Origin of the sequence: Streptosporangium sp. NPDC006007 (assembly GCF_040614315.1) — a bacterium.
GTDB lineage: Bacteria > Actinomycetota > Actinomycetes > Streptosporangiales > Streptosporangiaceae > Streptosporangium.
In genome coordinates, this window is the sequence record NZ_JBEXUG010000013.1 from 125,573 (window position 1) to 151,359 (window position 25,787).

Consider the following 25,787-nt stretch of genomic DNA (forward strand, 5'->3'; position numbering starts at 1 on the left):
GATGTCCGAAATCCCCCGTCCGGCCCGTGTAGCCGTCTCGACAACCCAGGATCGAGCCTCCATGCAGTCCGACATCGACGCCCAGCTCAACAATTTCTTTGAAGACGCTCCCGCTCGGGAATTCGACGTGGTGCTCCGTGGCTATGACCGGCACCAGGTCCACGACCATCTCAAGCAGATCGACAACGAACTGCGCCAGGCCCGGGAGCAGCTCCAAAGCTTGCAGCGGGATCTGTCCGACTCCCAGCGTCAGCTGCAGGAGCAGGAGCGTCCGACCTATTCCGGCCTAGGGGCCCGGATCGAGCAACTACTCCGTCTCGCCGAGGAACAGGCCACCGAGCTGGTCCAGGCCGCCAGGGCCGAGGCGAACGAGATCAAGGCCGCCTCCAAGGTCGAGGCGGCGGACCTGCGTGCCGCCGCCGAGAACGAGGCGGCCGAGAAGCGCGCCCTCGCCACCCGCGAGGCCGACGACATGCGCACCACCGCGGAGCGTGACGCCGAGGAGATCCGCTCGACCGCCCGCCGCGAGTCGGACGAGCTGACCGCCACCACCGAGCGCGAGGTCGCCAAGCTGCGGGCCACCGCCGACCACGAGGTGGCCGAGAAGCGCGCCGACGCCGAGCGCGAGATCGCCAAGCTGCGCACCACCACCGAGCGCGAGGTCGCCCAGCTGCGCGCCTCGACCAAGCGCGAGCGCGACGAGATCCTCACCACCGCCAAGCGCCAGGCCGACGAGATGCGCGCCCAGGCACAGCGGGTTCTGGAGGAGTCCGAGGCCAAGCGCGCCCAGGACGAGGCCGAGTTCGAGATCCAGCTCGCCTCTCGCCGCGAGGAGGCCGAGCGCCAGGAGGCCGAGCGCCACGCCACCGCGCAGGCCAACACCCAGAAGCTGGTCTCCGAGGCCGAGCAGCGCGCGGCCACCGCCGAACAGCGCGCCACCAAGGCCACCCAGCAGGCCGAGCAGACCCGCCGCGAGGCCGACACCCACGCCAAGCAGCTGCTCGCCAACGCGCGCAAGAACGCCGACCAGCTGGTGGCCGACGCGAAGTCGAGCGCCGAGTCGATCGTCTCCGAGGCCAAGTCCGAGGCCGAGCGGAGTCGCTCGGTCGCCCAGCGCCAGGTCGACGAGCTGACCCGCCAGCGTGACAGCATCACCAGCCACCTCGCGCAGCTGCGCCAGCTGCTCGGCGGTGCGCCGCTCCCGGCCCCGGACCCCGAGCCGGCGATCACCGCCGCTCCGCCCAAGCCGGCCATCCCCGCCTCCAACGGCATGGAGAAGCCGGTCCCGGCCGGAGCGGCCAAGGCGCCGTCCAAGGACGACGACGCCGAATGGTGGCAGGAGTAACACCTCTTTTCCGAGGCTTTCCGAGGCGTTGTCGACGGCTACGGGAGAGCCTGGCGACCTTGACGGGGTCGCCGGGCTCTTCTTTCCGTCTCCCCGCCGTGCCACGCGGCTCTGCGCACCCCCCACCGCCAGGAGCAAGTCGTGCCCGAAACACCCCAGGCAGCCGTCGTCACCGGCGTGCCCGCCCTGGAGCCTCACCTCAGACCGGAGAGCCCCGGCGAGACCGTCGCGCCGTACGGCAAGCCGGGCAAGCCCCTGGCCAGGAACCCGTTCCTGATCGGCCTGACCGCCGGAATGGGGCTGCTGACCGCCTGGACGCTGGCTCAGGCCCTGGTCACCTCGCGCAGCGTGATCGTGCTGGTCGTGGTGGCGATGTTCCTCGCCGTGGGGCTCAACCCTGCCGTCGAGGCGTTGCAGCGGCGCCGGATGCCCCGCCGCGGGGCCATCTCGATCGTCTTCGGCGCGGTGATCCTGTTCTTCGTGCTCTTCGGGCTGGCGATCGTCCCGCCGGTGAGCCGCGAGATCGCGTCCTTCGTCGGTGCCGTCCCAGGCTACGTCCAGGAACTGCTCACCAATCCGACCCTCCGGGAACTGGACAGCGACTACCAGATCCTCACCAGGGTCGGCGACTACATCACCAGCGGCGGCCTGGCCCAGACCGTCGCGGGAGGTCTGGTCGGCGCGGGGGCCGTGGTGTTCAACGCCTTCTTCTCCGGTGTCACGCTGCTGGTGCTGACGCTGTACTTTCTCGGCTCGCTGCCCTCGATCAAGGACTACCTCTTCAGGCTCGTCCCGAACAGCCGGCGGGAACGCTCCAGGGCGCTCGGCGACGAGATTCTCGACGGCATCGGCGGCTACGTGGCCGGGAACCTGCTGATCTCGGTGATCGCAGGTGTGGTCACCTGGGTGTTCCTCGCCGTTCTGGACGTCCAGTACGCGCTGGCCCTCGCCCTGGTGGTGGCGGTCACCGACCTGATCCCGCTGGTCGGGGCGACGATCGGCGCGGTGCTGGTGAGCGTGGTGGCGCTGCTGCAGTCGGGGACGCTCGGCGTCGCCTGCGCGATCTTCTTCGTGATCTACCAGCAGGTCGAGAACTACCTGATCTACCCTCGCGTCATGAAGCGCTCGGTGGACGTGGCGCCGGCGGTCACCGTGATCGCCGCGCTCTTCGGCGGCGCGCTGCTGGGCATCGTGGGAGCGCTGCTGGCCATCCCGGTGGCCGCGGCGATCGCACTGCTCATCCGCGAGGTGGTGATCCCCCGGCAAGCTCGGCTGTGAAGCCGGCCACCGCGCGGTTGAACGCCTCGGGCCGCTCGATCGCGCTCAGGTGCCCCGCCTGCTCGATCACGGTCAGCCTGCCGTCCGGCACGGCCTCGGCCATCGCCTCGGCGTCGCCGGGCGGGGAGATCCGGTCCTCCTCCCCCACGATCACCAGCGCCGGCACCGTGAGCTCACGCAGGGTGGCGAAGGAGTCGGGGCGGCCCGCCATGGCCCGCTGAGCCCAGGCCACCGCCTGCGGCGGGGCCGACTGGATCAGCCCGCGCACCCGGCCGACCACCATCGCCCTGTCCCGCATGCTGGTCTCCCCGATCATGGTCGGGAGCATCTCGCCCACCAGGGCCGGGAGACCGCCGTCGAGCGCGGCCGTGGCGACGCGCTCGCGATCCGCCCTGGCCCGCTCGGCGTCGGCGCCGGCCTTGGTGTCGGCGAGGATCACCCCCAGCAGGCGGTCGGGATGGCGGCGGCAGAGGGCCATCGTCACGTATCCGCCCATCGACTGACCGCCGACGACGGCCCGGTCGATCTCCTGACGGTCGAGGAGCCGCACGACGTCGTCGGCCATCACGTCGAGCGAGGGCTCCTCGTCGCCGAGCGGCGAGCCGCCGAAACCACGCAGATCGGGGGTGATGACCTTGCAGACCGCGGCCAGCCCCTCGCGCTGGGCCAGCCACATGGCCGATGACAGGGGGAAGGCATGAAGGAGAACGACCGGAAGTCCTTCACCCGCCGATCGTGTGTACAGGTGCACGCGGCCCACGGTAGCGCCGGCCCCGCGATCCGGCCCTCTTCGATGCGCAACGGGTTGGACGCCGCGGAAACGGGCCTCAGGAGTCGAGGACCCCGGTGGGGAGGGGGTAGGCTTCCGGGTTCACCAACCGGACGATCTCGTTGAGGACGATCCGCACGTACGGCTCGCCGACCCACAGGTGCTTGGCGCCCTCCACCCCCATGACCTCGGCCTGGGGCACCCGGGCGAAACGCGCACGGGCCTCCTGCGGCCGAAGGTAGTCGTCGAACTCGGGGACCAACGCGACCAGCGGCCGGCCGAACGCCGCCCACGCGTCGAGGTCGGCGTCGCCCGCCCGGTGCAGCGGCGGGGAGAGCAGGACGGCGCCCGTGACGAGCGGGTCGCGCCCCCACTTGAGCACCAGCTCGGTGCCGAAGGACCAGCCGAGCAGCCAGGCCCGGGGCAGATCGTGGAAGTCGGCGTACTCCAGTGCGGCGGCCACGTCGAAGCGCTCGTCGTCACCGCCGCCGAAGTCGCCCTCGGAGGTGCCCCGCGCCGAGGAGGTGCCGCGCGTGTTGAACCGCAGCACGGCCAGGCCGGCCAGCGCGGGCAGCCGGTTGGCGGCCTTGCGGTAGAGGTGGCTGTCCATCATGCCGCCGTGCGTGGGCAGCGGGTGCAGGCAGACCAGCGTGGCCACCGGGGGCCGATCCGCCGGGAGGGCCAGCTCGCCGACGAGCGTCAGCCCGTCACCGGTGTGCAGCTCGATCGGCTCCCTGCGCGCGGGCAGCACCGTAGAGGCCCTGATCTCCATGTGTCTCCTCAATATGCACGGCTCGATATGCACGGCCCGGGAGCGCGTCATGCGCGCCCTCGGGGCCTGGCTCAGTATCTGCTCCGGCCCGGGCCTCGCCTGACCCGGTTGCGCCAGCACGCGGTGTGCCAGTGCCTGCGCTCGTTCTCCCCGCCCGGCCAGGCCGGCCAGCTCACCAGGTGCGGCACGCCCCTGATCTCCTGGTCGCAGCCGGGGCACCGGTAGACCCTGTCCACGGCGGCGCCGGTGACCCCGCGCACGTACCAGTCACCGTCCGGCCACTCCTCCACCTGGTCGACGCCGGGCACGGACCGGCCGACGGGGCGGGAGGAGCCCCGGCCGCCGCCCCGGTCGAAGGGCTCCATCCGGCGGGCTCTGCGGGGGCTCATGGCAGGTCGCGGATGCTCCGCACCCCGGCCGCGACAAGCTGGTCGAGCAGGGGGGCGGGGGCGAGGGACGGGTCGCGGTACTCGGCGTAGAGGGCGCGCAGCCCGTCGCGGACGGTCTCCAGGCCCAGCTCGTCGAGCGTCTCGAACGGCCCCGCCGGATAACCGCAGCCGAGCCTCATCGCCGCGTCGATGTCGTCCATCCCGGCGTAGCCGGAGTCGTACATCCGCACGGCGTCGTTCAGATACGGGTAGAGGAGCGCGTCCACCACGAACTCGGCCCGGTCCCTGCAGAGCACCGGGGTACGGCCGATGATCCGGACCAGCCCTTCCGCCGCGCGGGTGGCGTCGGGCGAGGTGAGCACGGTGGAGGCGACCTCGGCGACCTTCTCCCCGACCAGGTGCAGGCCGACCAGGCGACCGGGGTGCGGAAGCTGCGCGGCCAGCTCGATCACCGGGGTGTGCGACAGCGCGACGACCACGTCGGCGTCGTCGGCGAGCTCCGCCTTGAACCCAGCCGCGGAGAGCCTGACGGCGAACTCCTCGGCGCCCTCCCCCAGCACCGCCACCGAGCTCACCGACGGCTGGCCCACCGCGTGCGAGGGCCCCGGCTCCTCGCCGTCGTAGAAGCCGCAGCCCACCTTGCGGCCGAGGAGCCCCGCGGTGACCAGCTCGCGCAGGATCGGCGCGGGAGCGTGGCGGCGGTCACGGGTCTCCCGGAACAGCACACACATGATCTCGTAGGAGGTGTCCAGGCCGATCAGGTCCAGCAGGGCGAAGGGGCCCATCGGCAGCCCGACGCCCAGTCTCATCGCGGCGTCGATGCCGTCCCGGGTGGCCAGGCCGTTCTCCAGCAGGAGCGCGGCGTGGTTGAGGTAGGTCAGCAGCAGCCGGTTGACCACGAACCCCGCGCGGTCGCCGACGCTCACCGGCGTCTTGCCGAGCCTCCTGGCGAGTGCCGCCACCTCCTCGGCCAGGCCGTCCTCGGTGATCACCGTGTGAACCACCTCGACCAGCCTCATGACCGGGGCGGGGTTGAAGAAGTGCATGCCGACGACCTGGCCGGGGCGGGTGACGGTGGCCGCGATCTCGGTGACCGAGAGCGAGGAGGTGTTGGTCGCGAGCACCGCGGACGGCTTGCAGATCCGGTCCAGATCGGTGAAGAGCGCACGCTTGAAGTCCATGACCTCGGGGATCGCCTCGATCACCAGATCGACGTCGGCGAGGTCCTCCAGTGAGGTGGTGAGGGTCACCCTGCCCAGGGTCTCCGCGCGTTCGGTCTCGCTCAGCCTGCCCTTCGCCAGGGCCCTGCCGGTGGATCCCTCCAGGTGGCCGCGGCCCCGCTCCAGCGCGGCGGCGTCGGCCTCCACGCCGATCACCGTGAGCCCCGCGCGGGCGAACACCTCGGCGATTCCGGCGCCCATCGTGCCGAGCCCGACAACCCCCACCGTTTCAAAGCTGCGCGTCATGCCGCCCAGTCTCCCAGAGGGGCCCGTCCCACCCCAAAACCGCGGTGGGCGACCGGCGGGCGGGGCAGGTCACAGGAGGTGGGCGCGGCGGCGTACGGCCCAGGCCCGATATGCGGCCCCGCCATGCGGTCCCCGCCCGATTCCGGGCCGGGGACGGGAGAGCTGGGACTAGTCTTGTGCCATGCGGCTGGTCATCGCGCGATGCAGCGTGGATTACGTGGGAAAGCTCACCGCTCATCTTCCGATGGCGCCCCGGCTCATCCTCATCAAGGCGGACAGCTCGGTCTCGATACATGCCGACGACCGGGCTTTCAAGCCGTTGAACTGGATGAACCCGCCCTGCAGACTCCGCGAGGAGGAGGGCACCTGGACGGTCACCCACGGCAAGACCGGTGAGAAGCTCGTCCTCACCATGGAGGAGATCGTCCACGACTCCAGTCATGAGCTGGGCGTGGATCCCGGGCTCATCAAGGACGGCGTCGAGGCCCACCTGCAGGAGCTGCTGGCCGAGCACATCACCACGCTGGGCGCGGGCTGGACGCTGGTCCGCCGCGAGTACATGACGGCGATCGGCCCGGTGGACATCCTCTGCCGCGACCACACCGGCGCGACTGTGGCCGTGGAGCTCAAACGCCGCGCGGGCATCGACGCCGTGGAGCAGCTGACCCGCTATCTGGAGCTGATGAACCGCGATTCACTGCTCGCCCCGGTCAGCGGCATCCTGGCCGCCCAGGCCATCGCGCCGCAGGCCAGGACGCTGGCCGAGGATCGCGGCATCCGCTGCGTGACCCTGGACTACGACGAACTGCGCGGCATCGAGCGCAACGACACCTTGTTCTGACGTTCTGACGTTCTGACGCCGTTTCGGCGTCGTCGCCCCTCCGGGAGAGCGCCCCCGCCGGAAAAACGCCGGACGTCCTCCGGGCGGTCCACCACCGTACGCGCCGTGACATGCGGAATCGATGGTCGAGCACCGTCTCCCACCGGCCCGGAGACCGGCCCGAGGCGGGTGCGTCTCGTCGAGCTGTCCGGCACGGCGGTGACCGCTCTGCCGAACGGGGATCTGCCGGTAGCCGTCGCCGGGAAGGGGATCGCGCTCACCGAGTACTCCGTGGACAGGCCGATTTCGAAATCCGGTGGAGAAATTCATCCGCCCACCCGTGGCGGCACCCTCGGTTCGGCTCCACACGGCGAGAACACTCGGGCCGCCACCCTCGCGGATTTTCAAACGGCGTTGATCCGCCGGGGGATCGTCCGGCACGGCGCTCCGGACACGGCGCGTATACCCGTTGTACACCCGTCATCCGGATCGACGCGCTCGCGGAGTTCCCTGACCGGATCCGCGCCGTTAACGCGATGATCTGACGAGAATATTCTTCTATTACACGAGAATGTTCTTCTATTAACCAAGAAGGCGCGTCGGCGAATCAGGGAGTCGCCGCACATCCGGCCGCACATTCGAGGGCCGGTCGGCGGGCCCGGCGGGGCGGAGGCCGCCCGGGACGCACCGGGCCGGAGGATCCACGAGGTCAGCGGCGCCGAGCAGGGCGCCCCCGGCGGGATCACGGCCTCCGGCCGCATCCCGCCACCATTCCCGGGCCGCGGAGCCCTCTTCCGGCGGACGGGATCCGCCGTCCGGAAGAGGGCGATCCACCGCGCGAGTCGTTTCCACCGGCATGCCACACCCACGAGGAACTTGACTGACTGGTCAGGCTACCAACCTTCTTGCACGGATGACGCAGGCAATAGCATACTTACCCTTCCACAAAAAGGATCTTGCACCCATAATGGTGGATTCTGGGGGCCAGAATCATGAGGTGGAAGTGATAAAGCGTGAATTTGTCAACCCCACACCGAAGTGGGGTGCTTGACATGAATGGCCGATCATACCGAGGAATGTCAGCGGAGGAACGGTTGGCGGAACGCAGGGAGCGTCTGATCTCCGCGGCGTACATGCTCTACTCGGATCCCGGTTTCCCGGAGACCACGATCGAGAAGCTCTGCACCGCGGCCCGCATCTCCAATCGCGCGTTCTACGAGTGCTTCTCCGGGCGCAACGAGCTGATGCAGGCACTGCACGAAAGGTGCGTGCAGGAGACACTGACAGCGGTGGCCAAGTCCATAGCGCAGGCCCCCGACACCCCGCTGGGCAGGGCCGAGGCGGGCATAGCCGGTTACATCACCTATGTCACCGAGGACAGGCGCCGGGCCCGGATCATGCACCTGGAGGTACGGCGGGCGGGCGACTGCCTCACCATGTCACGACAGCAGGCGGTACAGGCGTTCACCCAGATCATCGAGACCAACGTCTTCGATCTGCCCAGGGTGGCCGAGACCGACCGGCGGCTGCTCGCGCTGGGCATGATCGGCGCGATCCAGGAACTGCTCATCGAGTGGGTGCTGGCCGACGACCCGCCCCCGGTCGACAGCCTGATCAGCACCGCCACCCACATCTTCTACCGCTCGTTCACCACGTGACCGTCTCCGCGCCGCTCCGCCGTCCGCCGGCGGGCAAAGGTGGCGGCCCGGGGCGGGGAGGGGTGCGACCGCGCTCAGGCCGCCGCGGCCTCGGGCGGGCCCTGCGGTCAGGCCACCGCGGCCATGGGAAGCTCGACGATGAGCACCCTGTTGAGCCGGGTCACCGCCAGCACCCGCATAACCCGGGGCGGCACCGCCCGCAGGATGAGACGGCGTCCCGCGTTCAGCGCTCGGCGATGCGTGCCCACCAGCACCCCCAGGCCGGTGGCGTCGATCATCTCCAGGCCGGAGAGGTCAACGATCAGATCACCCCTGCCGGAGTCGACCGCGCCGTGCAGCCTCGGGCGCACCCCGGCGACGGTGCCGACGTCGAGACGGCTGCCGATGACGACCACCTGGGCTCCGGGCCTACCGATGACGCGCATTCCTCCCCCTCCCATCGGACCTCGGCACGGACGCGACCGGACGACGGCCACGGTGCGTCACCGTGGCCGCCGATCGCAGACCACGATCACAGGCCGCCGCGGCGGGCGGGAAGCCGAGGTCTCCAGGGGCCTCCCGGGCCCACGCCTCCCGCCACCGCGGGATCACCATGGGATTCCCTTGCCCTGCCCTGAGGAAAAAATGCCGTTCACAGCCAACCTTTTTCCTGGGCCAACCGGATCGCGGTGATCCGGTTGGCCGCCCCCAGCTTGGTGATGGCGCCGGACAGGTAGTTGCGCACGGTTCCCTCGGTGAGGTGCAACGCCGCCGCGATCTCACCGACCGACGCGCCTCGCGAGGCCAGGGAGAGGGAGTCGCGCTCACGCTCGGTGAGCGGGCTCTCCCCCGCCATCATCGCCGAGGCCGCCATCTCCGGATCGAGGTGGCGACCGCCGGAGTGGACCCTGCGGACCGCCGCCGCCAGCTCGTCGGAGGACGCGTCCTTCGGGATGAAGCCGCGCACCCCCGCCGCGAGGGCGCGCCGCAGATAACCGGGGCGCCCGAAACTGGTCAGCATCAGCAGCGCGGGATCCGGCGGCGGCCCGGAGGGCACCGCGGGAGACATCCCGGAGACCGGCCCGGAGACCGCCGCGGAGGGCGTGCCGGCGGGTGCCCGGGACGTCATCGCCGACAGTGCCCCGGACAGCGTCTCCGCCACGCTCAGCCCGTCCAGCCCCGGCATCTCGATGTCCAGCACGACCACGTCGGGGCGGTGGTCCCATACGGCCGCCGCCACCAGGTCCCCCCTGGCCACCTGGGCCACCACCTCGATGTCCGGCTCCAGGCCCAGCAGCGTGGCGATCGCCCCCCGGACCAGATGCTCGTCGTCGGCCAGCAGCACCCGGATCATCGCACTCCCTCCAGCGGGATCGTCGCCCGCAACCTGAACCGCCCGGCGCCGCCCGCACCGGCGGTGACGACGCCTCCCATGGCCGACAGCCGCTCGGAGAGCCCGGCCAGCCCGGTACCACCGAGGCCGCCCGCGCCCGCCACGCCGTCGTTGGTCATCTCCAGCACGGCCGCGCCGTGCCGGATCGCGATCGCGATCCGGCACCGGGTCGCCGAGCTGTGCCTGAGCACGTTGGTGGCGCCCTCGCGGACCACCCAGGCCAACAGGGTGGCCGTCTCCTCGGGGATCCGCTCCCGAGGCGTCTCCAGCGCGCAGTGGACGCCCCCCGCCTCCAGCACCGCGGCCATGCTGCGCAGCTCCGCGCCGAGGTCGACCGCGCGGTAGCCGCGCACCGCCGTGCGGATCTCCTTCAGCGCCTCCCTCGCCAGCCCGCGCACCTCGTCCATCTCGGCGACGGCCCGCCCGGCGTCGACCCCCGCCAGCTTGACGGCCACCTCGCTCTTGACCGCGATCGCGGAGAGGCTGTGCCCGACCAGGTCGTGCAGGTCGCGGGAGAACCGCAGCCGCTCCTCGGTGACGGCCAGCTGGGCCCGGGCCTCCTTGCCGTCCTCGGCGGCCCTGACCACCTGCCAGAACCAGAGCTGGAACCGGTTCGCCCACGGCAGGAACGCGGCCGTCAGCAGATAGCCGACGATCGCGGGACCGGGGTCCTCCCCCGGGTGGACGGGGAACGGCCCTCCGGCGCCGGCCGGCACCAGAAGCAGGCCCGCGGCCGCGGCGCCGGCGCAGGCGGCGATCGAGGGGTTGCGGCCCACCAGCAGCACCACGCCCGACGCCCAGGCCGGGGCCAGGAGTCCCCAGGACCAGAGTTGGCCGTCCTGGCTCAGCAGCAGGACCACCGTGAGCGCGCCCGAGGCGACGATCTCGCGGTTCGCCCCGGTCCCGGCCACGGCCGCCCTGACCATCCTCAGGTACAGGACGCCGAAAACCGCCAGGCCCAGCACGCCGAGGACCAGCGGGACGGCCGACGGCCGTCCCGCTGGTCCCAGGGTCCCCGACAGGGGGCCGAACCAGGCCAGGAGCAGTCCCAAGCTCAGGGAGCAGACGGTCGAGCGGCGCAGCCGCTCGACGTTCGACCGTTTTCCGCGCCGGGGAAACATGGATGTCAGCATCTCGCCATCGACGTTATCCGCGCCGGGGCTCCCACCGGAACAGCCATCTGGCCAGTAGGGCCGCCACCGCGATCCAGGCCAGCAGGATTCCGATCGAGGGCAGCGCCGCCGTCCACTGCCCCACCCCGGTCAGCGCCTCGCCGCCACCGCCGGAGAAATGGTCACCGCCCAGGAAGGCGGTACGCATGATCGTCACGACCGGGGTCACCGGGAGCAGGCCGGAGACCACGCCCAGCGGGCCGGGCAGCACGTCGGCGGGGAAGGCCACCGGCGCGCCGATCATCATGATCAGGATCACCGGGAGCACCGTGATCTGGGCCAGCTCGGCGTTGGGCGTGATCCCGGAGAAGGCTGCGGCGAGCAGGGCGAACAGCGCGACGCCCAGGACGGCGGCGACCATCAGCAGCGGCACGTTGGCCGGCGATACCCCCTCGGAGCCGCGGATCCAGACCACCAGCAGCGCCACCTTGCCCAGGAAGAGCGCGAGCGCGCCGAGCGCGCTGCCGCCGAGAACCGCCGCCGCCGACGGCTGTCCCCCGCGCAGCCGCTTGAGCACCAGTTCCTCACGCCGGGCGGTGAAGGAGTTGACCAGGTGGACGAAGACCGCGAACGCCAGCATCAGGCCGGGCACCCCGGTCAGCGCGAAAAGCCGCGCGGGCACGCCCTCGACGCTCGTGTCCCCCTGGGTCTGGGTGAACAGCCAGGCCATCAGCAGGGGCAGCAGCAGCACGTTGAACAGCACAGTGGTGTTCCTCGCCACCAGGGTCAGATCGAGCCTCGCCAGCCGTACGGCGTGCAGCGCATCGGTCCTCATGGTCACTCACCGCTCCCCGGCCGCCGCGCGGCCACTCGTCCCCGGCGGATCGCTCCGCGCCCCGTCCTCGATCCGTCCCCGCTCATCGCGCCTCCCCGACCACGCGCATGAAGACGTCCTCCAGAGTCCCCCGGCGTACGGCCAGCCGCTCCAGGGTCTCGCCGTACTCGTCCGCCCAGGCCAGCAGCGGCCGGAGCGCGGCGTGCGCGCGGGCCTCGGCCCGTTCCCCGGTCAGGGTGTAGGCGACCTCGGTGCCGCCGTCGGCGTAGGTCAGCACCGGGCCGGCACCGTCCAGGAGGGGAAGGTCGCCGAAGGACCTGGCCGTGCCGGGCAGCCGGAAGGAGACGAGGTCGCCCGAGCCGGCCACCACCTCCTCGACCGTGCCGAAGATGTGGATCCGGCCCTCGTGCATGATGGCCAGCCGGCCGGCGAGGCGCTCGGCCTCCTCCAGGTAGTGCGTGGTGAGCAGCACGGTGGTGCCGCCGGCCCGCAGCTCCTCGATCACCCTCCAGGTGGCCTGGCGGGCCTCGGGGTCCATCCCGGTGGTCGGCTCGTCCAGGAAGAGCATCTCGGGCGCCGACAGCACCGCGAGGGCGAGATCGAGCCTGCGTCTCTGGCCCCCGGAGAGCTGCCGGACCCTGGTCCTGGCCTTGTTCTCCAGGCCGACCAGTTCCAGTGCCCCCATGGTCCTGTGATCCACGCCCCTTACCCGTCCGGTGAGGGTGAGCCTCCCGGGCGATTCGGCGCCGGACAGGGTGACCGGGCGCCCGGCGTCCTCGCTCAGCCCCCTCCACAGGTCCACGGTCTCGGCCGCGGTGAGGTCGCCGGGGAAACCGCCCTCCTGCAGCATGATCCCCACGCGGGGCCGCAGCTCGCGGTGGTCCGCGACCGGGTCGAGGCCGAGCACCCTGACCGTGCCGCCGGTGGCGGCCCTGAAGCCCTCCAGCACCTCCATGGTGGTCGTCTTGCCCGCACCGTTCGTGCCGAGCAGGGCGAAGATCTCGCCCCTGGGAACGGTGAAGGAGATGCCGCGCACGGCCTCGAAGCCGCCGTACCTCTGCCGGAGCCCGCCGACTTCGATGACGTTGTCGAGGTCGGCGGCTCCGGCGGACGCCGCATCCGCCCGCTGTCGTGTTCTCATGGCGATAATCGTGGTCTTCCTGCGTTCTGGCAGGTAGTCGCCGATATCACCGGACAGATACGGATATCTCAGGTCGAGGGCCTGACAAATGTCACCTACCGGCGGGGCGGCAGCACCGGACGGCGGCGGGAGGGACGGTCCGCGGGGTCGGGCGGGGTCGCGGCCGGCCGCCTCTCCAGGGCGGCCAGCGCCAGCCGTACCGCCTCCTCGATCTGCGGATCCCGCCCACCGGCCCAGTCGCCGGGGGTGATGTCCACCTCGACGTCGGGCTCGACACCGTAGTTCTCCACGCCCCAGCCGAGCCCCTCGAACCAGAATGAGTATCTGGGCACGGTGATGTACGTCCCGTCGACCAGGCGGTGCTCGTCCTCGGTGCCGATGACCCCGCCCCAGGTCCGGGTGCCCACCACCGGCCCCAGCTTGTGGATCTTGAAGGCGGCGGTGACGATGTCGCCGTCGGATCCGGCGTTCTGGTCGGTGACGGCGACCAGCGGGCCACGCGGGGCGTCTTCGGGGTAGGTCATCGGGTTCAGGCCCCTGGGCAGGTCCCAGGCGATGACCCGGCGGATCAGCTTCTCGATGACGAGCTCGGAGATGTGCCCGCCCCGGTTGCCCCTGACGTCCACCACCAGGGCCTCGAAGGTCATCTCCCTGCGAAGGTCCCGATGGAACTGCGCCCAGCCCTCGGCGACCATGTCCGGGATGTGCAGGTAGCCGACCCGGCCGCCGCCGAGCTCGCGGACGTGCGCCCGGCGCCCGGCGACCCAGTCCTGATAGCGCAGGCGCCGGTCGTCGCGGAGCGGCGTGACGACGACCCGCCGCCCACCGCCCAGGGTCAGCTCCACCGGCTTGTCCGCCGCGCCGACCAGCAGCGCGGCGGGGCCCTCCGGCGGCACGGGGCGGCCGTCCACGGCGAGCAGCACCTCACCCGGATTGATCCCCACACCGGGTACGGCCAGCGGCGAGCGGGCGTGCACGTCCGACGTCTCACCGGGCAGCACCCGGTCCACCTGCCAGCGGCCGTCGTCGTTGCGGGACAGGTCGGCCCCGAGCAGGCCGACCGGCTCGGAGGCCGGGTGCCCCCAGGGGCCGGGGTAGACGTAGGCGTGCGAGCTGCCCAGCTCCCCGAGGACCTCCCAGAGCAGGTCCGCGAAGTCGTCGGCGGTGGAGACGCGCTCCACCAGGGGCCGGTACTCCTCCAGCACGGCGTCCCACTCGACGTCCGCCATGTCGGCCACCCAGAAGTCCGCCCGGATCCGGCGGCCCGCCTCGGTGTAGGCGTGTCTCCGGATGGCCAGGGGGTCGGCGGTGACCCGGATCCTGGAGAGGTCGACGGTCACCTCGTCGCCGTTCTTGCCGCCGACGGGACGGACCGTGAGCGTTCCCTTGTCGGAGACCACGAGCTGGCCGCCGTCCCCGCTCACCCAGTATCCGTCGAGCTTGTCGACCACCTCCTCGTGCTTGCGCCTGACGAGGTCGTAGTGGTCCAGGGCGGGCTTGGGGGCGTCGCTCCCCACCCGCTCCCGGTCCTCGCCCAGCTCCCCGGTCAGCGGCTCACGCAGCCAGACGAAACCGCCCTTGACCGCGCTGAGCGACGAGTAGCGCCCCTCGGGCACCGGCACCTGCACGACCCGGGCGTCGATGCCGTCCAGATCGACGGTGATCGCGTCGCACCTCCCCTTCTTCTTGTCGTCGTCGGGCTCGGCGACGGCCCGGCCCTCGGGGCTGGGCGCGAACGGGGACGGGGTGGCCGCCGCCAGCGGCACCAGGTAGGGGCGGTAGCCGAACGGGAAGGACATGTCGAAGGAGTGGGCGTCATAGACCGGGTCGAAGCCGCGGCGCGACAGGAACGCCAGATACTCCCCGGCGAACGCGGGCGAGACGTCCACGAACCGGCCGTCGGTGACATCGGTGACGACCCGGTCCACCAGCCTGGCCAGCCGGATCCTGCGCAGCGGCGTGGCGTCCGGATGCGACCAGGCCAGCCAGGCGGAGTCGGACGACCAGGCCAGGCCGTTGATCTCGCCGTTGGCGACGGCCAGTTCGGTGACCTCGCCGGACGCAACGTCCACCAGGAGCAGCCGGCCGTCCCTGGCCGCCACCGCGATCGTGCCGGCGTCGGGCGCCACCGCCAGGTCACCGACCTCTCCCAGCCTTCCCACGGCGATCCTGCGGCTCTCCCCGCCACTGGCCGGACCGATCTCCAGCCCCTGACGCTCCCCGTCGTCGAAGACCCACACCACCTGCTCGGCCCCCAGCAGGCGCGGCCTCCCCGCCGCCAGACCCGTGCTGAGCTGCCGCGCCGGACCGTCCTGATGGGTGAGCCAGTGCACCGTTCCCTGGACCTCCACCGCGCTGGCCCGCCCGGTGGCGTCCACGGCCAGGTCGTGCAGCCGCCACGCCGCGTTGACCCGGTACGGCTGCCGCCCCCTCGGCGGGGAGCCGAGCCGGACGCCGAGCTTGCGCGCCTCGGCGTCCAGGTCGTCCAGCAGGTAGAGGTCACCGGCGTTCTGGTAGACGACGCGGACACCGTCGGTGGTGGCGTGCCGGGCGTAGAAGACGTCGTGGTCGGTGTGCCGGCGCAGCCCGGTGCCGTCCAGCGCGCAGGAGTAGAGGTTGCCGACGCCCTCGTGGTCGGAGAGGAAGACCAGGCGCCCGCCGACGAGCATCGGGCTGGCGAAGTGGCCGTCCACGTCCGTCAGGAGCCGGGTGAAGCCGTCGGGGAGATCATCGGCCGCCCGCCGTATCCAGAGACGCCCCGCCGTACCCCCTCGGTAGCGCTTCCAGGTCGCGGGGTCGCGGGCGAGGGAGGCGGTGAGCAGCGCCACCGCGTCCCCGGTGACCGACAGGTCGGCCACCGGCCCGTAGGGCAGCCGCTCGGCCTGGCCGTCGGCGACCGCGTAGGCCCAGGTCCGGGAGATGAACGGCTGGCCGGTCGCGCTGGTCGTGAGGACCCTGCCGTCCGGCGTCCAGCCGCGCGTACGGGTCCTCGGATCGCCCCAGTAGGTCAGTCGCTCGGCCGATCCGGACTCCAGGTCGGCCAGGTACACCTCGGCGTGGCCGTCACGGACACTCGTCCAGGCGACCTTCGTCGCGTCGGCTGAGAGACGGGGATGTGCGGCGGGCGCCCGGTCCGAGGAGAGGCGCCAGGCGCGGTCTCCGTCGAGAGGAGCGGCCCAGACGTCGTCGTCGGCGACGAACGTCAGCGTATCCCGGGAGATGTGGGGGAATCGCAGGTAGAAACCAGAAACCATCGGCAAATCATATTGTCCACTATCTGACTAATAGGACGTATTTCCTTGACAGATACGCTGAGCTTTATGACGCGAGCTGACAGAGACAAGCCGGTGGTCCTCTCCAAGATCTACACACGCACCGGCGACGACGGCACGACCGCGCTCGGTGACATGAGCCGCACCGGCAAGACCGACTCCCGGCTGGCGGCCTACGCCGACGTGGAGGAGGCCAACGCGGCGATCGGCGTGGCCCTGGCCATGGGTTCCCTCGACGAGGACGTCGCCGAGGTCCTCGTCCGGATCCAGAACGAACTGTTCGACGTGGGCGCCGACCTGTGCACCCCGGTCGTGGAGAACCCCGAGTTCCCGCCGCTACGCGTCGAGCCCTCCTATGTCGAGTGGCTGGAGGCGTGCTGCGACGAGTTCAACGAGCGGCTCAAGCCGCTCCGCAGCTTCATCCTGCCGGGCGGCCCCCCGGCCGTCGCCCAGCTCCACGTGGCCAGGACGGTGGTCCGGCGGGCCGAACGGACCGTCTGGGCGGCCCTGGAGGCGCACCAGGACGTCAACCCGCTGACCGCGAGGTACCTCAACCGGCTGAGCGACCTGATGTTCATCCTCTGCCGGATCGCCGCCCACGGCGACGAGATCCTCTGGAAGCCCGGCGGCACCCGCTGACCCGGCCCCCACCGACCGGCGGCATCCGCCGGCACCGCGACCACACGCCCGCCAACCGGCGGCACCCGTCGGCCCGGCGGCCACGCACCTCTTTTATCTCCATCGGATGGCGTAATTCAGCTCAGGCCGAAACACCGGGAAAGCGATGAAGTCAACCCTTCGGCAACGCCTCCGCTTTCTAAAGAACACCTCCCCAAGCCCACGAACGCGATTGCCGCCGGCCAACATCCATCCAGCTCAAAGCCCTGAACGGGAAATGATGATCTCGTTTGCGCATCGAACTCGACCGAGACCGGAAGCCCCCAAAGGGCTCAGAGCAGAACAAAGTTCACAATCAACCCATGGCAATGAGGCACGGTCCATGACAAGCCGGCTACGTCTCCACCAGAAACTGGAGAAGACACGTCAAACCCTGAGCCGGCGAGCGCGAAAGCCGTAGGCGGGGCCGGGGTCCCGGTGGTGGGTCACCGGGACCCCGGGGATCGGGGGCGAGACGGGGCCGAGGGCGGGGATCACCTTGTCGAGGGGGCGGAGATCAGTCCTCCCTGGAGGTCTCGCCTCCGACGCCGATGTCCAGGCCGATCCCGATGCAGCGGGGCCTCGGGATGACGACCACGTCGTCGACGGCCGGGCCGTACACCCCGTCGGTGGTGGAGACCAGGCTCAGGGTGGCCCGGCTGTCACGGGCGCAGAAGGTGAACCTCTCCCGGACGTAGCCCATGTTCTGCGGGGTCTTGCCGGTGGTGTCGAAGGTGAAGTCCTTCTGGGTGGTGAGAGTCCCCTGCGTCACCTTGGCGTAGCCCGTCTTCACGACCGGGAGGCCATAGGTGTTTCCGGCCAGGGCGAAGCTGACGGTGTAGCAGCGGCCGACCGTGGTGGCGAAGGTCTGCTCGATCGTGCCGGGCCTGTTGCCCGATAGGTCGAGGGACTGTCTCCCCCTGGCAGGCGGCCACGGGCCGCCGGGGCCGATCAGGTCGACGGACCCCGCCGTGACGTTCCACGCCCCGAGGCCGGTGCCCGTGTCGTAGTACGCCTGCCCAGTGATCACCGGTGTCTCGAACCCGCCGTTGCCGATCGGCAGGATCGGCCCGGACGCCGCCCCGGCCGCCGGGGCGGTCAGGACGGAGCAGGCGGAGAGGGCGAGGACGGCGGTCGCCAGCCGGGCCGGTCGCCTGCCGCGGGTCAACGTAACAGTCATGGTCTTCCTCCTGTTGAGCGCGGTCCGCGCTCGTGACATGACGAGCAGCCCGGACGGCGGCACGCGACGCGCGAGCGCGCCGGACACCGGCGGACGGCTACCCGGAGTAGTCAACGGAAGATCCACGGTAACGGAGGAGCGGGCCGTGGCCCGGACGGCACGCCTGGGCGGCCGGGAAGGAAAGACCGTTCGACACCGGCGGCGGAGACGGAGGGAGGATCAGGCCACGTCGAGATAGGCGCTGGGCGGGGCGGACTCCAGCCAGGAGACGAAGCCGGTCAGCGCGCGGTAGCCCATGGCGAGCTCGAAGGCGCTCTCCCCGTTCCGGCACTCCAGCGCCGTCACGCCCTCGATGAACCCGTAGAGCTCACCGGCCCCGACCTTGCGTCGCCCGGAAACGACAAGGCCGCGCCTCACGATCACGTGGCGCGGCCTTGGCAGCAGACCTATCAGCGGCATCCAGTTGAGCTGGCCGTCGGCGTAGCGGGCCACCCCCACCCGCCAGCCGCGCTCCCCGGACATCGGGCGCAGGCAACAGAGCACCGATCTCCGGGAGCGGGTCAGAATCAGCACACGAGAGGCGAGGAGGGCGACAAGCAGCGTCACCACGATGAGCACATCCAGTACCACCATGTCTCCGCCCTCACCAACCGTAACGCTCAGAAGCAGAATTTATCCCACTTCTTCGCCGGCCGCGCGCAGCCTGGCCCTGGCGCGCTTGGCTTCGACGGCGGCGTCGGCGTCCTCCTGGTCGGCCTCGATCGAGGCCTGCGCGCGCTGGAGGGCGTCTTTCGCCGCGGCGACGTCCACCTCGGATCCGAGCTCGGCCAGTTCGGCGAGAATCGACACCTCGTTGTCGGCTACCGAGAGGAACCCCCCGTGGACCGCCGCGACGAGATCGGACTGGCCGTCACCGCGCTTGACCGTCAGCACACCGCCCTCGACGAGGACGCCGAGCACCGGCGCGTGTCTAGGCATGATACCGATCTCGCCATCGACGGTCTTGGCAATCACCATGTCGGCCTCGCCGGACCAGATCTCTCGCTCCGGCGAGACGACGCCTACTCGCAGCTTCGCCACTTTCTCTGACGTTCCTTTCGAACCAGGCACCGGTACGGCGGGCCGTACCGGTGCCGAAGGCGACTATCGGGCGAGTTCCTTGGCCTTGGCGACGGCCTGCTCGATGCCACCGACCATGAAGAACGCCTGCTCGGGCAGGTGGTCGTAGTCACCGGCGCAGAGACCCTTGAACGAGGCGATGGTCTCGTCCAGCGGCACGAACTCACCCGGCTGGCCGGTGAACGCCTCGGCGGCGTACATCGGGTGGGAGAGGAAGCGCTCGATACGGCGGGCCCGGTTGACGGTGACCCTGTCCTCTTCGGAGAGCTCGTCGATACCGAGGATCGCGATGATGTCCTGCAGTTCCTTGTACTTCTGCAGGATCCGCTTGGTCTCCTGGGCCACGCGGTAGTGCTCCTCGCCCAAGATGAGCGGGTCGAGGATCCGCGAGGTGGAGTCGAGCGGGTCCACCGCGGGGTAGATGCCCTTCTCCGAGATCGGCCGGGACAGAACGGTCTGCGCGTCGAGGTGCGCGAACGCGTTGTGCGGGGCCGGGTCGGTGATGTCGTCCGCGGGGACGTAGATCGCCTGCATCGAGGTGATCGAGTGACCGCGGGTGGAGGTGATGCGCTCCTGGAGAACACCCATCTCGTCGGCCAGGGTCGGCTGGTAACCCACCGCGGAAGGCATACGGCCGAGCAGGGTGGAGACCTCGGAGCCGGCCTGGGTGAACCGGAAGATGTTGTCGATGAACAGGAGAACGTCCTGTTTCTGCACGTCACGGAAGTACTCCGCCATGGTGAGGGCGGAGAGCGCCACGCGCAGACGGGTGCCCGGGGGCTCGTCCATCTGGCCGAAGACGAGCGCGGTGTCCTTCAGGACGCCGGCCTCGTCCATCTCCAGCCAGAGGTCGTTACCCTCACGGGTACGCTCGCCGACACCCGCGAACACCGAGGTGCCCGAGAACTTCAGCGCGACCCGGCGGATCATCTCCTGGATCAGAACGGTCTTGCCGACACCGGCGCCGCCGAACAGGCCGATCTTCCCACCCTTCACGTACGGGGTGAGCAGGTCGATGACCTTGATGCCGGTGGGCAGCATCTCGGTGCGCGACTCAAGGGTGTCGAAGGAGGGCGACGGGCGGTGGATGCCCCAGCGCTCGTTGATCTGGAGCGAGGCGGTCGGCACGTCCAGCGACTCGCCGAGGGTGCTCCACACGTGGCCCTTGACGACGTCGCCGACCGGCACGGAGATGGCGGCGCCGGTGTCGGCCACCGCCGCACCGCGGGTCAGGCCGTCGGTGGGCTGCATGGAGATGGCACGTACCAGGTTGTCGCCCAGGTGCTGGGCGACCTCCAGCGTGAGGGTCTTCGTCTCGCCGGCGAGGGCGACGTCGACCTTGAGCGCGTTGTAGATCTCGGGCATCGCCTCGACGGGGAACTCCACGTCGACGACGGGACCGGTGACCCGCGCGACGCGGCCCACGCCGGTCTCAACAGTCTGTGCAGTCATTTCACTCTTTCCCCGCTGCGGCGTCGGCCAGCGCGTTCGCGCCACCGACAATCTCGCTGATTTCCTGGGTGATCTCGGCCTGGCGAGCCTGGTTCATCTGCATGGTGAACATGCGGATGAGTTCGTTGGCGTTGTCGGTCGCCGACTTCATGGCCCGGCGACGCGAGGCGTGCTCGGAGGCCGCCGACTGGAGCAGCGCGCTGAAGATGCGCGACTCCACGTAGCGCGGCAGCAGCGAGTCGAGCACGTCACCCGAGGTGGGCTCGAACTCGAAGTACGGCAGCGGTACGTCCGGCTTCTCGGAGGTCTCCTCGACCACCAGAGGCAGGATGCGCTTGATCGCCACCTCCTGGGTGAGCATCGACACGAACCCGGTCGAGACGATGTGGATCTCGTCCACCCCGTTCTCCTCCGAGAACGCCTCGATCAGCGTGTCCGCGATTCTCTTGGCGTCGGGGTAGGAGGGGTTGTCGGAGAACCCGTCCCACCGCCCGCCCATCTCGCGACCGCGGAAGGTGTGCCAGGTGATGCCCTTGCGGCCCACCACGAAGGGGATCGGAGCGACCCCCCTGCCCTTCAGCAGGGTGCTGAGAGCCTCGGCCTCACGCAGGACGTTCGCGTTGAAGCCGCCGCAGAAGCCGCGGTCGCTGGTGACGATGAGCACGGCCGCCTTGGCGGGCCGCTCCTTCGCCACGGTCAGCGGGTGGTCGACGCTGTCGGTGTTGCTGACGACGCCCGTGACCGCACGAGTGATCTCCCGCTCGTACGGCACAGCCGCCTGCATCCGCTGCTGCGCCTTGACGATGCGCGACGAGGCGATGAGCTCCTGGGCTCGCGTGATCTTCGCCGTGGACCTGACCGACTTGATCCGCCGCCGCAGCAGTCTTAGCTGGGCACCCATCGGCTACTTCTTCTCAGCCGTACGGACGTGCCTGGTGATCTTTTCCTGGCCGACCTCGGCCGCGTCGAGCGCCGCGATCGGCTCCTCGTTGACCAGCAGCTCACCCGAAGAGGTCTCGAAGGTCTTCTTGAACTCGGTGATGGCGTCCTTGAGCGATGTCACCGTGTCGTCCGTCAGATCCCTGGTCTCGCGGATGCTGTCGAAGACGCCCTTGCGGTCACGCGCCAGGTAGTCCAGGAAGTCCGTCTCGAAGCGGCGGATGTCCTCGACCGGGACGTCGTCGAGCTCGCCGGTGGTGCCGGCCCAGACCGAGACGACCTGCTTCTCGACCGGGAACGGGGTGTACTGGGGCTGTTTGAGCAGCTCGACCAGGCGCTGGCCCCGCTCCAGCTGGGCGCGGGACGCCGCGTCCAGGTCGGAGGCGAAGGAGGCGAAGGCCTCCAGGTCACGGAACTGCGACAGCGACAGGCGGAGCGTTCCCGCGACCTTCTTCATCGCCTTGATCTGCGCCGAACCACCGACTCGGGAGACGGAGACACCGACGTTGATCGCCGGGCGCACGCCCGAGTTGAACAGGTCGGTCTCCAGGAAGCACTGACCGTCGGTGATGGAGATGACGTTGGTCGGGATGAACGCCGAGACGTCGTTGCCCTTCGTCTCGATGATCGGGAGGCCGGTCATCGAGCCCGAGCCCATCTCCTTCGACAGCTTCGCGCAACGCTCCAGCAGCCGGGAGTGCAAGTAGAAGACGTCGCCGGGGAACGCCTCACGGCCGGGCGGGCGGCGCAGCAGCAGCGAGACCGCACGGTAGGCGTCGGCCTGCTTGGTCAGGTCGTCGAAGACGATGAGGACATGCTTGCCCTGGTACATCCAGTGCTGGCCGATGGCCGAACCGGTGTAGGGCGCCAGATACTTGTAACCGGCCGGGTCGGAGGCCGGGGCGGCGACGATGGTGGTGTACTCCATCGCGCCCGCCTCCTCAAGGCGGCCCTTGACCTGGGCGATCGTGGAGCCCTTCTGCCCGACCGCGACGTAGACGCAGCGCACCTGCTTCTCGGGGTCGCCGGAGAGCCAGTTCTCCCGCTGGTTGAGGATGGTGTCCACGGCGATGGCGGTCTTGCCCGTGCCACGGTCACCGATGATCAGCTGGCGCTGGCCCCGGCCGATCGGCGTCATGGCGTCGACCGCCTTGAGGCCGGTCTGCAGCGGCTCCTTCACCGGCTGACGCTGGACCACGGACGGGGCCTGGAGCTCCAGGGCACGCCGCCCCTCGGACTCGATGGCACCCTTGCCGTCCATCGGAACACCCAGCGGGTCGACCACTCGGCCGAGGAAGGCGTCACCGACCGGCACGGACAGGACCTCGCCCGTCCGGCGGACCGACTGGCCCTCCTCGATCTTGCTGAAGTCGCCCAGAACAACGACACCGATCTCCCGGACGTCCAGGTTCAGTGCCAGGCCACGCGTGCCGTCCTCGAACTCAAGCAGCTCGTTCGCCATCGCCGAGGGAAGGCCGGAGACATGGGCGATACCGTCGCCGCAGTCGACGACGGTCCCGATCTCCTCGCGCGCGGCGCCTTCCGGCTCGTACGCCTGGACGAAGCGCTCAAGCGCGTCCCGGATCTCGTCCGGCCGGATCGTAAGCTCCGCCATCTCTCTTCAGTCTCCCTATTCGCCTAGCCGGCCAACCGGCGGCGGACTTCTTCGATTCGTCCCGCGACGGTGGTGTCGATGAGATCGTCCCCGATCTGGACCGAGAACCCTCCGAGCACTCGCGGATCCACCTCGACGTTCACATGAACGTCTCGGCCGTAGGAGGTGCTCAGCCATGTGGCGATACGTCGCCTCTGCTCCTCGGAGAGCTCGACGGCGCTGCGCACCACCGCGACGAGGCGCTGCCTCTGGGCGGCGACCAGGCTGCCGAACTCGTCCAGCCCTCTGTCCAGGCTACGTCCTCGCGGATGCACCACGACCTGTGTCACCAGGCGGAGAGTGGCGGGCACGACCTTGCCGGCGAGCAGGGAGCCGAGCAGCTCCCGCTTGGCCTGCTCGGCCACGGCCGGATCGGACAGGACCCGGTGCAGGGGGAGGTCCGAGGCGGCGATGCGCCCGAACCGGAACAGCTCGTCCTCGACGTCGTCGAGCCTGCCCTGCGCCTCGGCCTCGGCCGAGGCGGCGGTGACGCCGAAACGCTCAAGGGCGTCGACGAGGTCACCGGCGCGCGACCACTTCACGGAGACGGCCTGGACGACCGTCTCCAGAGCGGCGTCGCTGACCTTGCCGTCCAGGAGGACCCGCACGGCCTGCGCCTTCTGGGCCGCCGGGCGGGCGGGGTCGGACAGGTAGCGGCGGAGCCCGTGCTCGCGGTCGAACAGGTCGGCGAGCGCGAAAAGCTCGTCGGCCAGCGAGCCGAGGTCGGCGCTTCCCGCCACGGCGTGGAAACGCTCCTCGACCTCGGCGAGCGAAGCCCTGCTCAGGCCTCTCATCGGTCGCTCACCACTTCTCGCTCGCTACGCGGCCCGTCCGTCTCTCGCGGACGGCGGCGCTCGCTGAGTCTGGCTCGCTCCACCATCAGCGAACCGCCGCGTTGGTGGACTCAAGCTCCTCCAGGAACCGGTCGACGGTGCGGCGCTGGCGCACCTCGTCTTCGAGGGACTCACCGACGATGCGGCCGGCGAGCTCAACCGAGATCCGGCCGATCTCGCTGCTGAGCTGGGCGAACGCCTGCCGGCGGTCGGCCTCGATCTGCTCGTGCGCCGCCTTGATGAGACGGCTCGCGTCCGCCTGGGCCGCCTCACGGAGCTCGGCCTTGATCTGCGCACCCTGCTCGCGCGCCTCCTCACGCAGGCGCGACGCCTCGTGACGAGCCTCGGCGAGCTGGTCCTTGTACTGCTTGAGCAGCGCCTGAGCCTCGACCTGGGCGTCCTGCGCCTTCTGGATCCCGCCCTCGATGGCCTCGGTCCGCTCGGCCAGGGTCTTCTGGAGGCGCGGAGTAAGGATCTTGCCGACGACGACGAGGACGACGAGGAACGCGAAGACTCCGACGACGAGCTCGTAGAGGTGCGGAAGGAGAGGGTTTGCCCCCTCCGCCGCCGCCAGGAGTGAAGCTGCCTGAATCATTGATGCAGCCTTCCGTCAGTGGTTTTCCTGCGTCTTACTTGCCGAACATGAACGGTGCGACAAGGCCGATCAGGGCCAGCGCCTCGGTGAGGACGAAGCCCAGCAGCATGTTCTGGCGGATGAGGCCGTAGGCCTCGGGCTGGCGGGCGATGGCTTGGACGCCCTGACCGAAGATGAGGCCGACGCCGATGCCGGGGCCGAGCGTGGCGATGCCGTAGCCGATGGAACCGATGGAGCCGGTGACCTCAGCGAGGACGCTCATTGTCATTTCCTTTACTGGTCGGCCGGTGGAATCCTCTCCACCGGTCTGGATATTCGAGAGGGGTCAGTGACTGGGGTGGAGCGAGTTGCCGATGTACATCGCGGCGAGCATGGCGAAGAGGAACGCCTGCAGGAACTGGATGAACATCTCAAAACCGGTCATGGCGATCGTCATGACGACACCGATTACGCCGATGGGGGCACCGAGCGGCGTGAGCTTCTCGAAGAGGAACCAGAAGCCGACCAGGCTGAAGAACGCCAGGATGAGGTGGCCGGCGAACATGTTGGCGAACAGCCGCACCGCGTGCGTGAAAGGCGCGATGATCATGGTGGAGAGGAGCTCGATCGGTGCCAGGAGCAGGTAGATCGGCTTGGGCAGCCCCGGCGGGAACATCATGTTCTTGAAGTAGCCGATCAGCCCCTGGTGCTTGATGCCCAGGTAGAGCTTGAGGAAGTAGACGCCGAGCGCCAGGACGATCGGGAAGGCGATGTGCGAGGCGACGGGGAACTGGAGAAGGGGGAGGACCCCCATGAGGTTCCAGACCCAGACCAGGAGGAAGATGCTGAGCAGCGGGCCCATCCACCGGTCGGCGTCCTTGCCGAGGAACGGCCGGGCGACCTGGTCGCGGACGAACATGTAGCCCATCTCGCCGATGTTCTGGGCCCCCCGGGGCACCAGCTTGGGCTTGGCGAAGGCGGACCAGCAGAAGGCCACGACGATGAGCGTGCTCAAAAGCGCCAGCAGCACCGGCTTCGTGAACCAGACGACGCCTGGAATGATCGGCGGGGAGTCGAAAAGCTCAAGTCCCGGAGGCGTGAACTTGTCCTCCCCGGAAGCGAGGAGCGTCAGCGTGCTCACGCGGCGTTC

25 protein-coding genes are annotated in these 25,787 nt (G+C 70.0%); 5 read left to right on the plus strand and 20 right to left on the minus strand.

Annotated features, from left to right (window positions below; translation table 11 throughout):
• Positions 1-61 precede the first annotated feature (61 nt).
• Both ABZ194_RS13415 and ABZ194_RS13420 read left to right on the plus strand, forming a co-directional pair.
• Positions 62-1,345, plus strand: coding sequence for a DivIVA domain-containing protein (locus ABZ194_RS13415; RefSeq protein ID WP_355595685.1), 1,284 nt, complete (start codon positions 62-64; stop codon positions 1,343-1,345).
• Between the two features lie 141 nt (positions 1,346-1,486).
• Complete coding sequence (locus ABZ194_RS13420; RefSeq protein ID WP_355595687.1) at positions 1,487-2,623, plus strand: AI-2E family transporter; 1,137 nt, start codon at positions 1,487-1,489, stop codon at positions 2,621-2,623.
• Here ABZ194_RS13420 and ABZ194_RS13425 read toward each other — a convergent pair.
• From ABZ194_RS13425 to ABZ194_RS13440, 4 genes are all read right to left on the minus strand, one after another.
• The gene (locus ABZ194_RS13425; protein ID WP_355595689.1) at positions 2,583-3,374 is read right to left on the minus strand and encodes an alpha/beta hydrolase; all 792 of its coding nucleotides are present in this window, start codon (positions 3,372-3,374) and stop codon (positions 2,583-2,585) included. The genes ABZ194_RS13420 and ABZ194_RS13425 overlap by 41 nt on opposite strands.
• Before the next feature lie 76 nt (positions 3,375-3,450).
• Positions 3,451-4,164, minus strand: a complete 714-nt coding sequence (locus ABZ194_RS13430) for an alpha/beta fold hydrolase (RefSeq protein ID WP_355595691.1) — start codon at positions 4,162-4,164, stop codon at positions 3,451-3,453.
• A 71-nt stretch (positions 4,165-4,235) separates the two neighbouring features.
• The gene (locus tag ABZ194_RS13435) at positions 4,236-4,553 is read right to left on the minus strand and encodes an ATP/GTP-binding protein (RefSeq protein WP_355595693.1); all 318 of its coding nucleotides are present in this window, start codon (positions 4,551-4,553) and stop codon (positions 4,236-4,238) included.
• Positions 4,550-6,019 (minus strand): 3-hydroxyacyl-CoA dehydrogenase NAD-binding domain-containing protein, encoded by a 1,470-nt coding sequence (locus ABZ194_RS13440; RefSeq protein ID WP_355595695.1) that lies wholly within the window; start codon positions 6,017-6,019, stop codon positions 4,550-4,552. The genes ABZ194_RS13435 and ABZ194_RS13440 overlap by 4 nt, the downstream gene beginning before the upstream one ends.
• Before the next feature lie 181 nt (positions 6,020-6,200).
• Between ABZ194_RS13440 and nucS the strand changes: the two genes are divergently transcribed.
• Both nucS and ABZ194_RS13450 read left to right on the plus strand, forming a co-directional pair.
• A complete protein-coding gene (gene nucS, locus ABZ194_RS13445; RefSeq protein WP_355595697.1) occupies positions 6,201-6,860 on the plus strand; it encodes an endonuclease NucS in 660 nt (219 codons plus the stop codon).
• Between the two features lie 1,073 nt (positions 6,861-7,933).
• A complete protein-coding gene (locus ABZ194_RS13450; RefSeq protein ID WP_355595699.1) occupies positions 7,934-8,497 on the plus strand; it encodes a TetR/AcrR family transcriptional regulator in 564 nt (187 codons plus the stop codon).
• A gap of 107 nt (positions 8,498-8,604) precedes the next feature.
• On the opposite strand, the gene ABZ194_RS13455 is transcribed toward ABZ194_RS13450, so the two are convergent.
• The 6 genes from ABZ194_RS13455 to ABZ194_RS13480 form a co-directional block, all read right to left on the minus strand.
• On the minus strand, positions 8,605-8,922 hold the full coding sequence (locus ABZ194_RS13455; RefSeq protein ID WP_355595701.1) for an STAS domain-containing protein: 318 nt from the start codon (positions 8,920-8,922) through the stop codon (positions 8,605-8,607).
• A gap of 206 nt (positions 8,923-9,128) precedes the next feature.
• Entirely contained in the window at positions 9,129-9,830 is a 702-nt protein-coding gene (locus ABZ194_RS13460; RefSeq protein WP_355595703.1) for a response regulator transcription factor, read from the minus strand.
• Positions 9,827-11,002, minus strand: coding sequence for a histidine kinase (locus tag ABZ194_RS13465; protein WP_355595705.1), 1,176 nt, complete (start codon positions 11,000-11,002; stop codon positions 9,827-9,829). Before ABZ194_RS13465 ends, ABZ194_RS13460 begins: the two co-directional genes overlap by 4 nt.
• A gap of 13 nt (positions 11,003-11,015) precedes the next feature.
• Entirely contained in the window at positions 11,016-11,816 is an 801-nt protein-coding gene (locus tag ABZ194_RS13470; RefSeq protein ID WP_355595762.1) for an ABC transporter permease, read from the minus strand.
• A gap of 82 nt (positions 11,817-11,898) precedes the next feature.
• Positions 11,899-12,957, minus strand: coding sequence for an ABC transporter ATP-binding protein (locus ABZ194_RS13475; RefSeq protein ID WP_355595707.1), 1,059 nt, complete (start codon positions 12,955-12,957; stop codon positions 11,899-11,901).
• Between the two features lie 95 nt (positions 12,958-13,052).
• The gene (locus ABZ194_RS13480) at positions 13,053-16,211 is read right to left on the minus strand and encodes a S41 family peptidase (protein ID WP_355595709.1); all 3,159 of its coding nucleotides are present in this window, start codon (positions 16,209-16,211) and stop codon (positions 13,053-13,055) included.
• 66 nt (positions 16,212-16,277) lie between these two features.
• Here ABZ194_RS13480 and ABZ194_RS13485 point away from each other — a divergent pair, with 66 nt between their 5' ends.
• Positions 16,278-16,868: a cob(I)yrinic acid a,c-diamide adenosyltransferase gene (locus tag ABZ194_RS13485; RefSeq protein WP_355595711.1), complete on the plus strand. Its 591-nt coding sequence runs from the start codon at positions 16,278-16,280 to the stop codon at positions 16,866-16,868.
• A gap of 535 nt (positions 16,869-17,403) precedes the next feature.
• Here ABZ194_RS13485 and ABZ194_RS13490 read toward each other — a convergent pair.
• The 10 genes from ABZ194_RS13490 to atpB all read right to left on the minus strand — a co-directional run bounded on the left by ABZ194_RS13490 (position 17,404) and on the right by atpB (position 25,778).
• The gene (locus ABZ194_RS13490) at positions 17,404-18,066 is read right to left on the minus strand and encodes a choice-of-anchor C family protein (RefSeq protein WP_355595713.1); all 663 of its coding nucleotides are present in this window, start codon (positions 18,064-18,066) and stop codon (positions 17,404-17,406) included.
• Between the two features lie 219 nt (positions 18,067-18,285).
• On the minus strand, positions 18,286-18,699 hold the full coding sequence (locus ABZ194_RS13495; protein ID WP_355595715.1) for a DUF2550 domain-containing protein: 414 nt from the start codon (positions 18,697-18,699) through the stop codon (positions 18,286-18,288).
• 39 nt (positions 18,700-18,738) lie between these two features.
• On the minus strand, positions 18,739-19,146 hold the full coding sequence (locus ABZ194_RS13500) for a F0F1 ATP synthase subunit epsilon (protein WP_355595717.1): 408 nt from the start codon (positions 19,144-19,146) through the stop codon (positions 18,739-18,741).
• Positions 19,147-19,209: 63 nt separating this feature from the next.
• Complete coding sequence (atpD, locus tag ABZ194_RS13505) at positions 19,210-20,637, minus strand: F0F1 ATP synthase subunit beta (RefSeq protein WP_355595719.1); 1,428 nt, start codon at positions 20,635-20,637, stop codon at positions 19,210-19,212.
• A gap of 1 nt (position 20,638) precedes the next feature.
• Positions 20,639-21,538 (minus strand): F0F1 ATP synthase subunit gamma, encoded by a 900-nt coding sequence (locus ABZ194_RS13510; protein ID WP_355595721.1) that lies wholly within the window; start codon positions 21,536-21,538, stop codon positions 20,639-20,641.
• 3 nt (positions 21,539-21,541) lie between these two features.
• Positions 21,542-23,191, minus strand: coding sequence for a F0F1 ATP synthase subunit alpha (atpA, locus tag ABZ194_RS13515; RefSeq protein WP_355595723.1), 1,650 nt, complete (start codon positions 23,189-23,191; stop codon positions 21,542-21,544).
• A gap of 23 nt (positions 23,192-23,214) precedes the next feature.
• Complete coding sequence (locus tag ABZ194_RS13520; protein ID WP_355595725.1) at positions 23,215-24,024, minus strand: F0F1 ATP synthase subunit delta; 810 nt, start codon at positions 24,022-24,024, stop codon at positions 23,215-23,217.
• Positions 24,025-24,109: 85 nt separating this feature from the next.
• On the minus strand, positions 24,110-24,658 hold the full coding sequence (locus ABZ194_RS13525) for a F0F1 ATP synthase subunit B (protein WP_355595727.1): 549 nt from the start codon (positions 24,656-24,658) through the stop codon (positions 24,110-24,112).
• Positions 24,659-24,692: 34 nt separating this feature from the next.
• Complete coding sequence (gene atpE, locus ABZ194_RS13530) at positions 24,693-24,920, minus strand: ATP synthase F0 subunit C (protein ID WP_355595729.1); 228 nt, start codon at positions 24,918-24,920, stop codon at positions 24,693-24,695.
• 63 nt (positions 24,921-24,983) lie between these two features.
• The gene (gene atpB, locus ABZ194_RS13535) at positions 24,984-25,778 is read right to left on the minus strand and encodes a F0F1 ATP synthase subunit A (protein WP_355595731.1); all 795 of its coding nucleotides are present in this window, start codon (positions 25,776-25,778) and stop codon (positions 24,984-24,986) included.
• Positions 25,779-25,787: the final 9 nt, after the last annotated feature.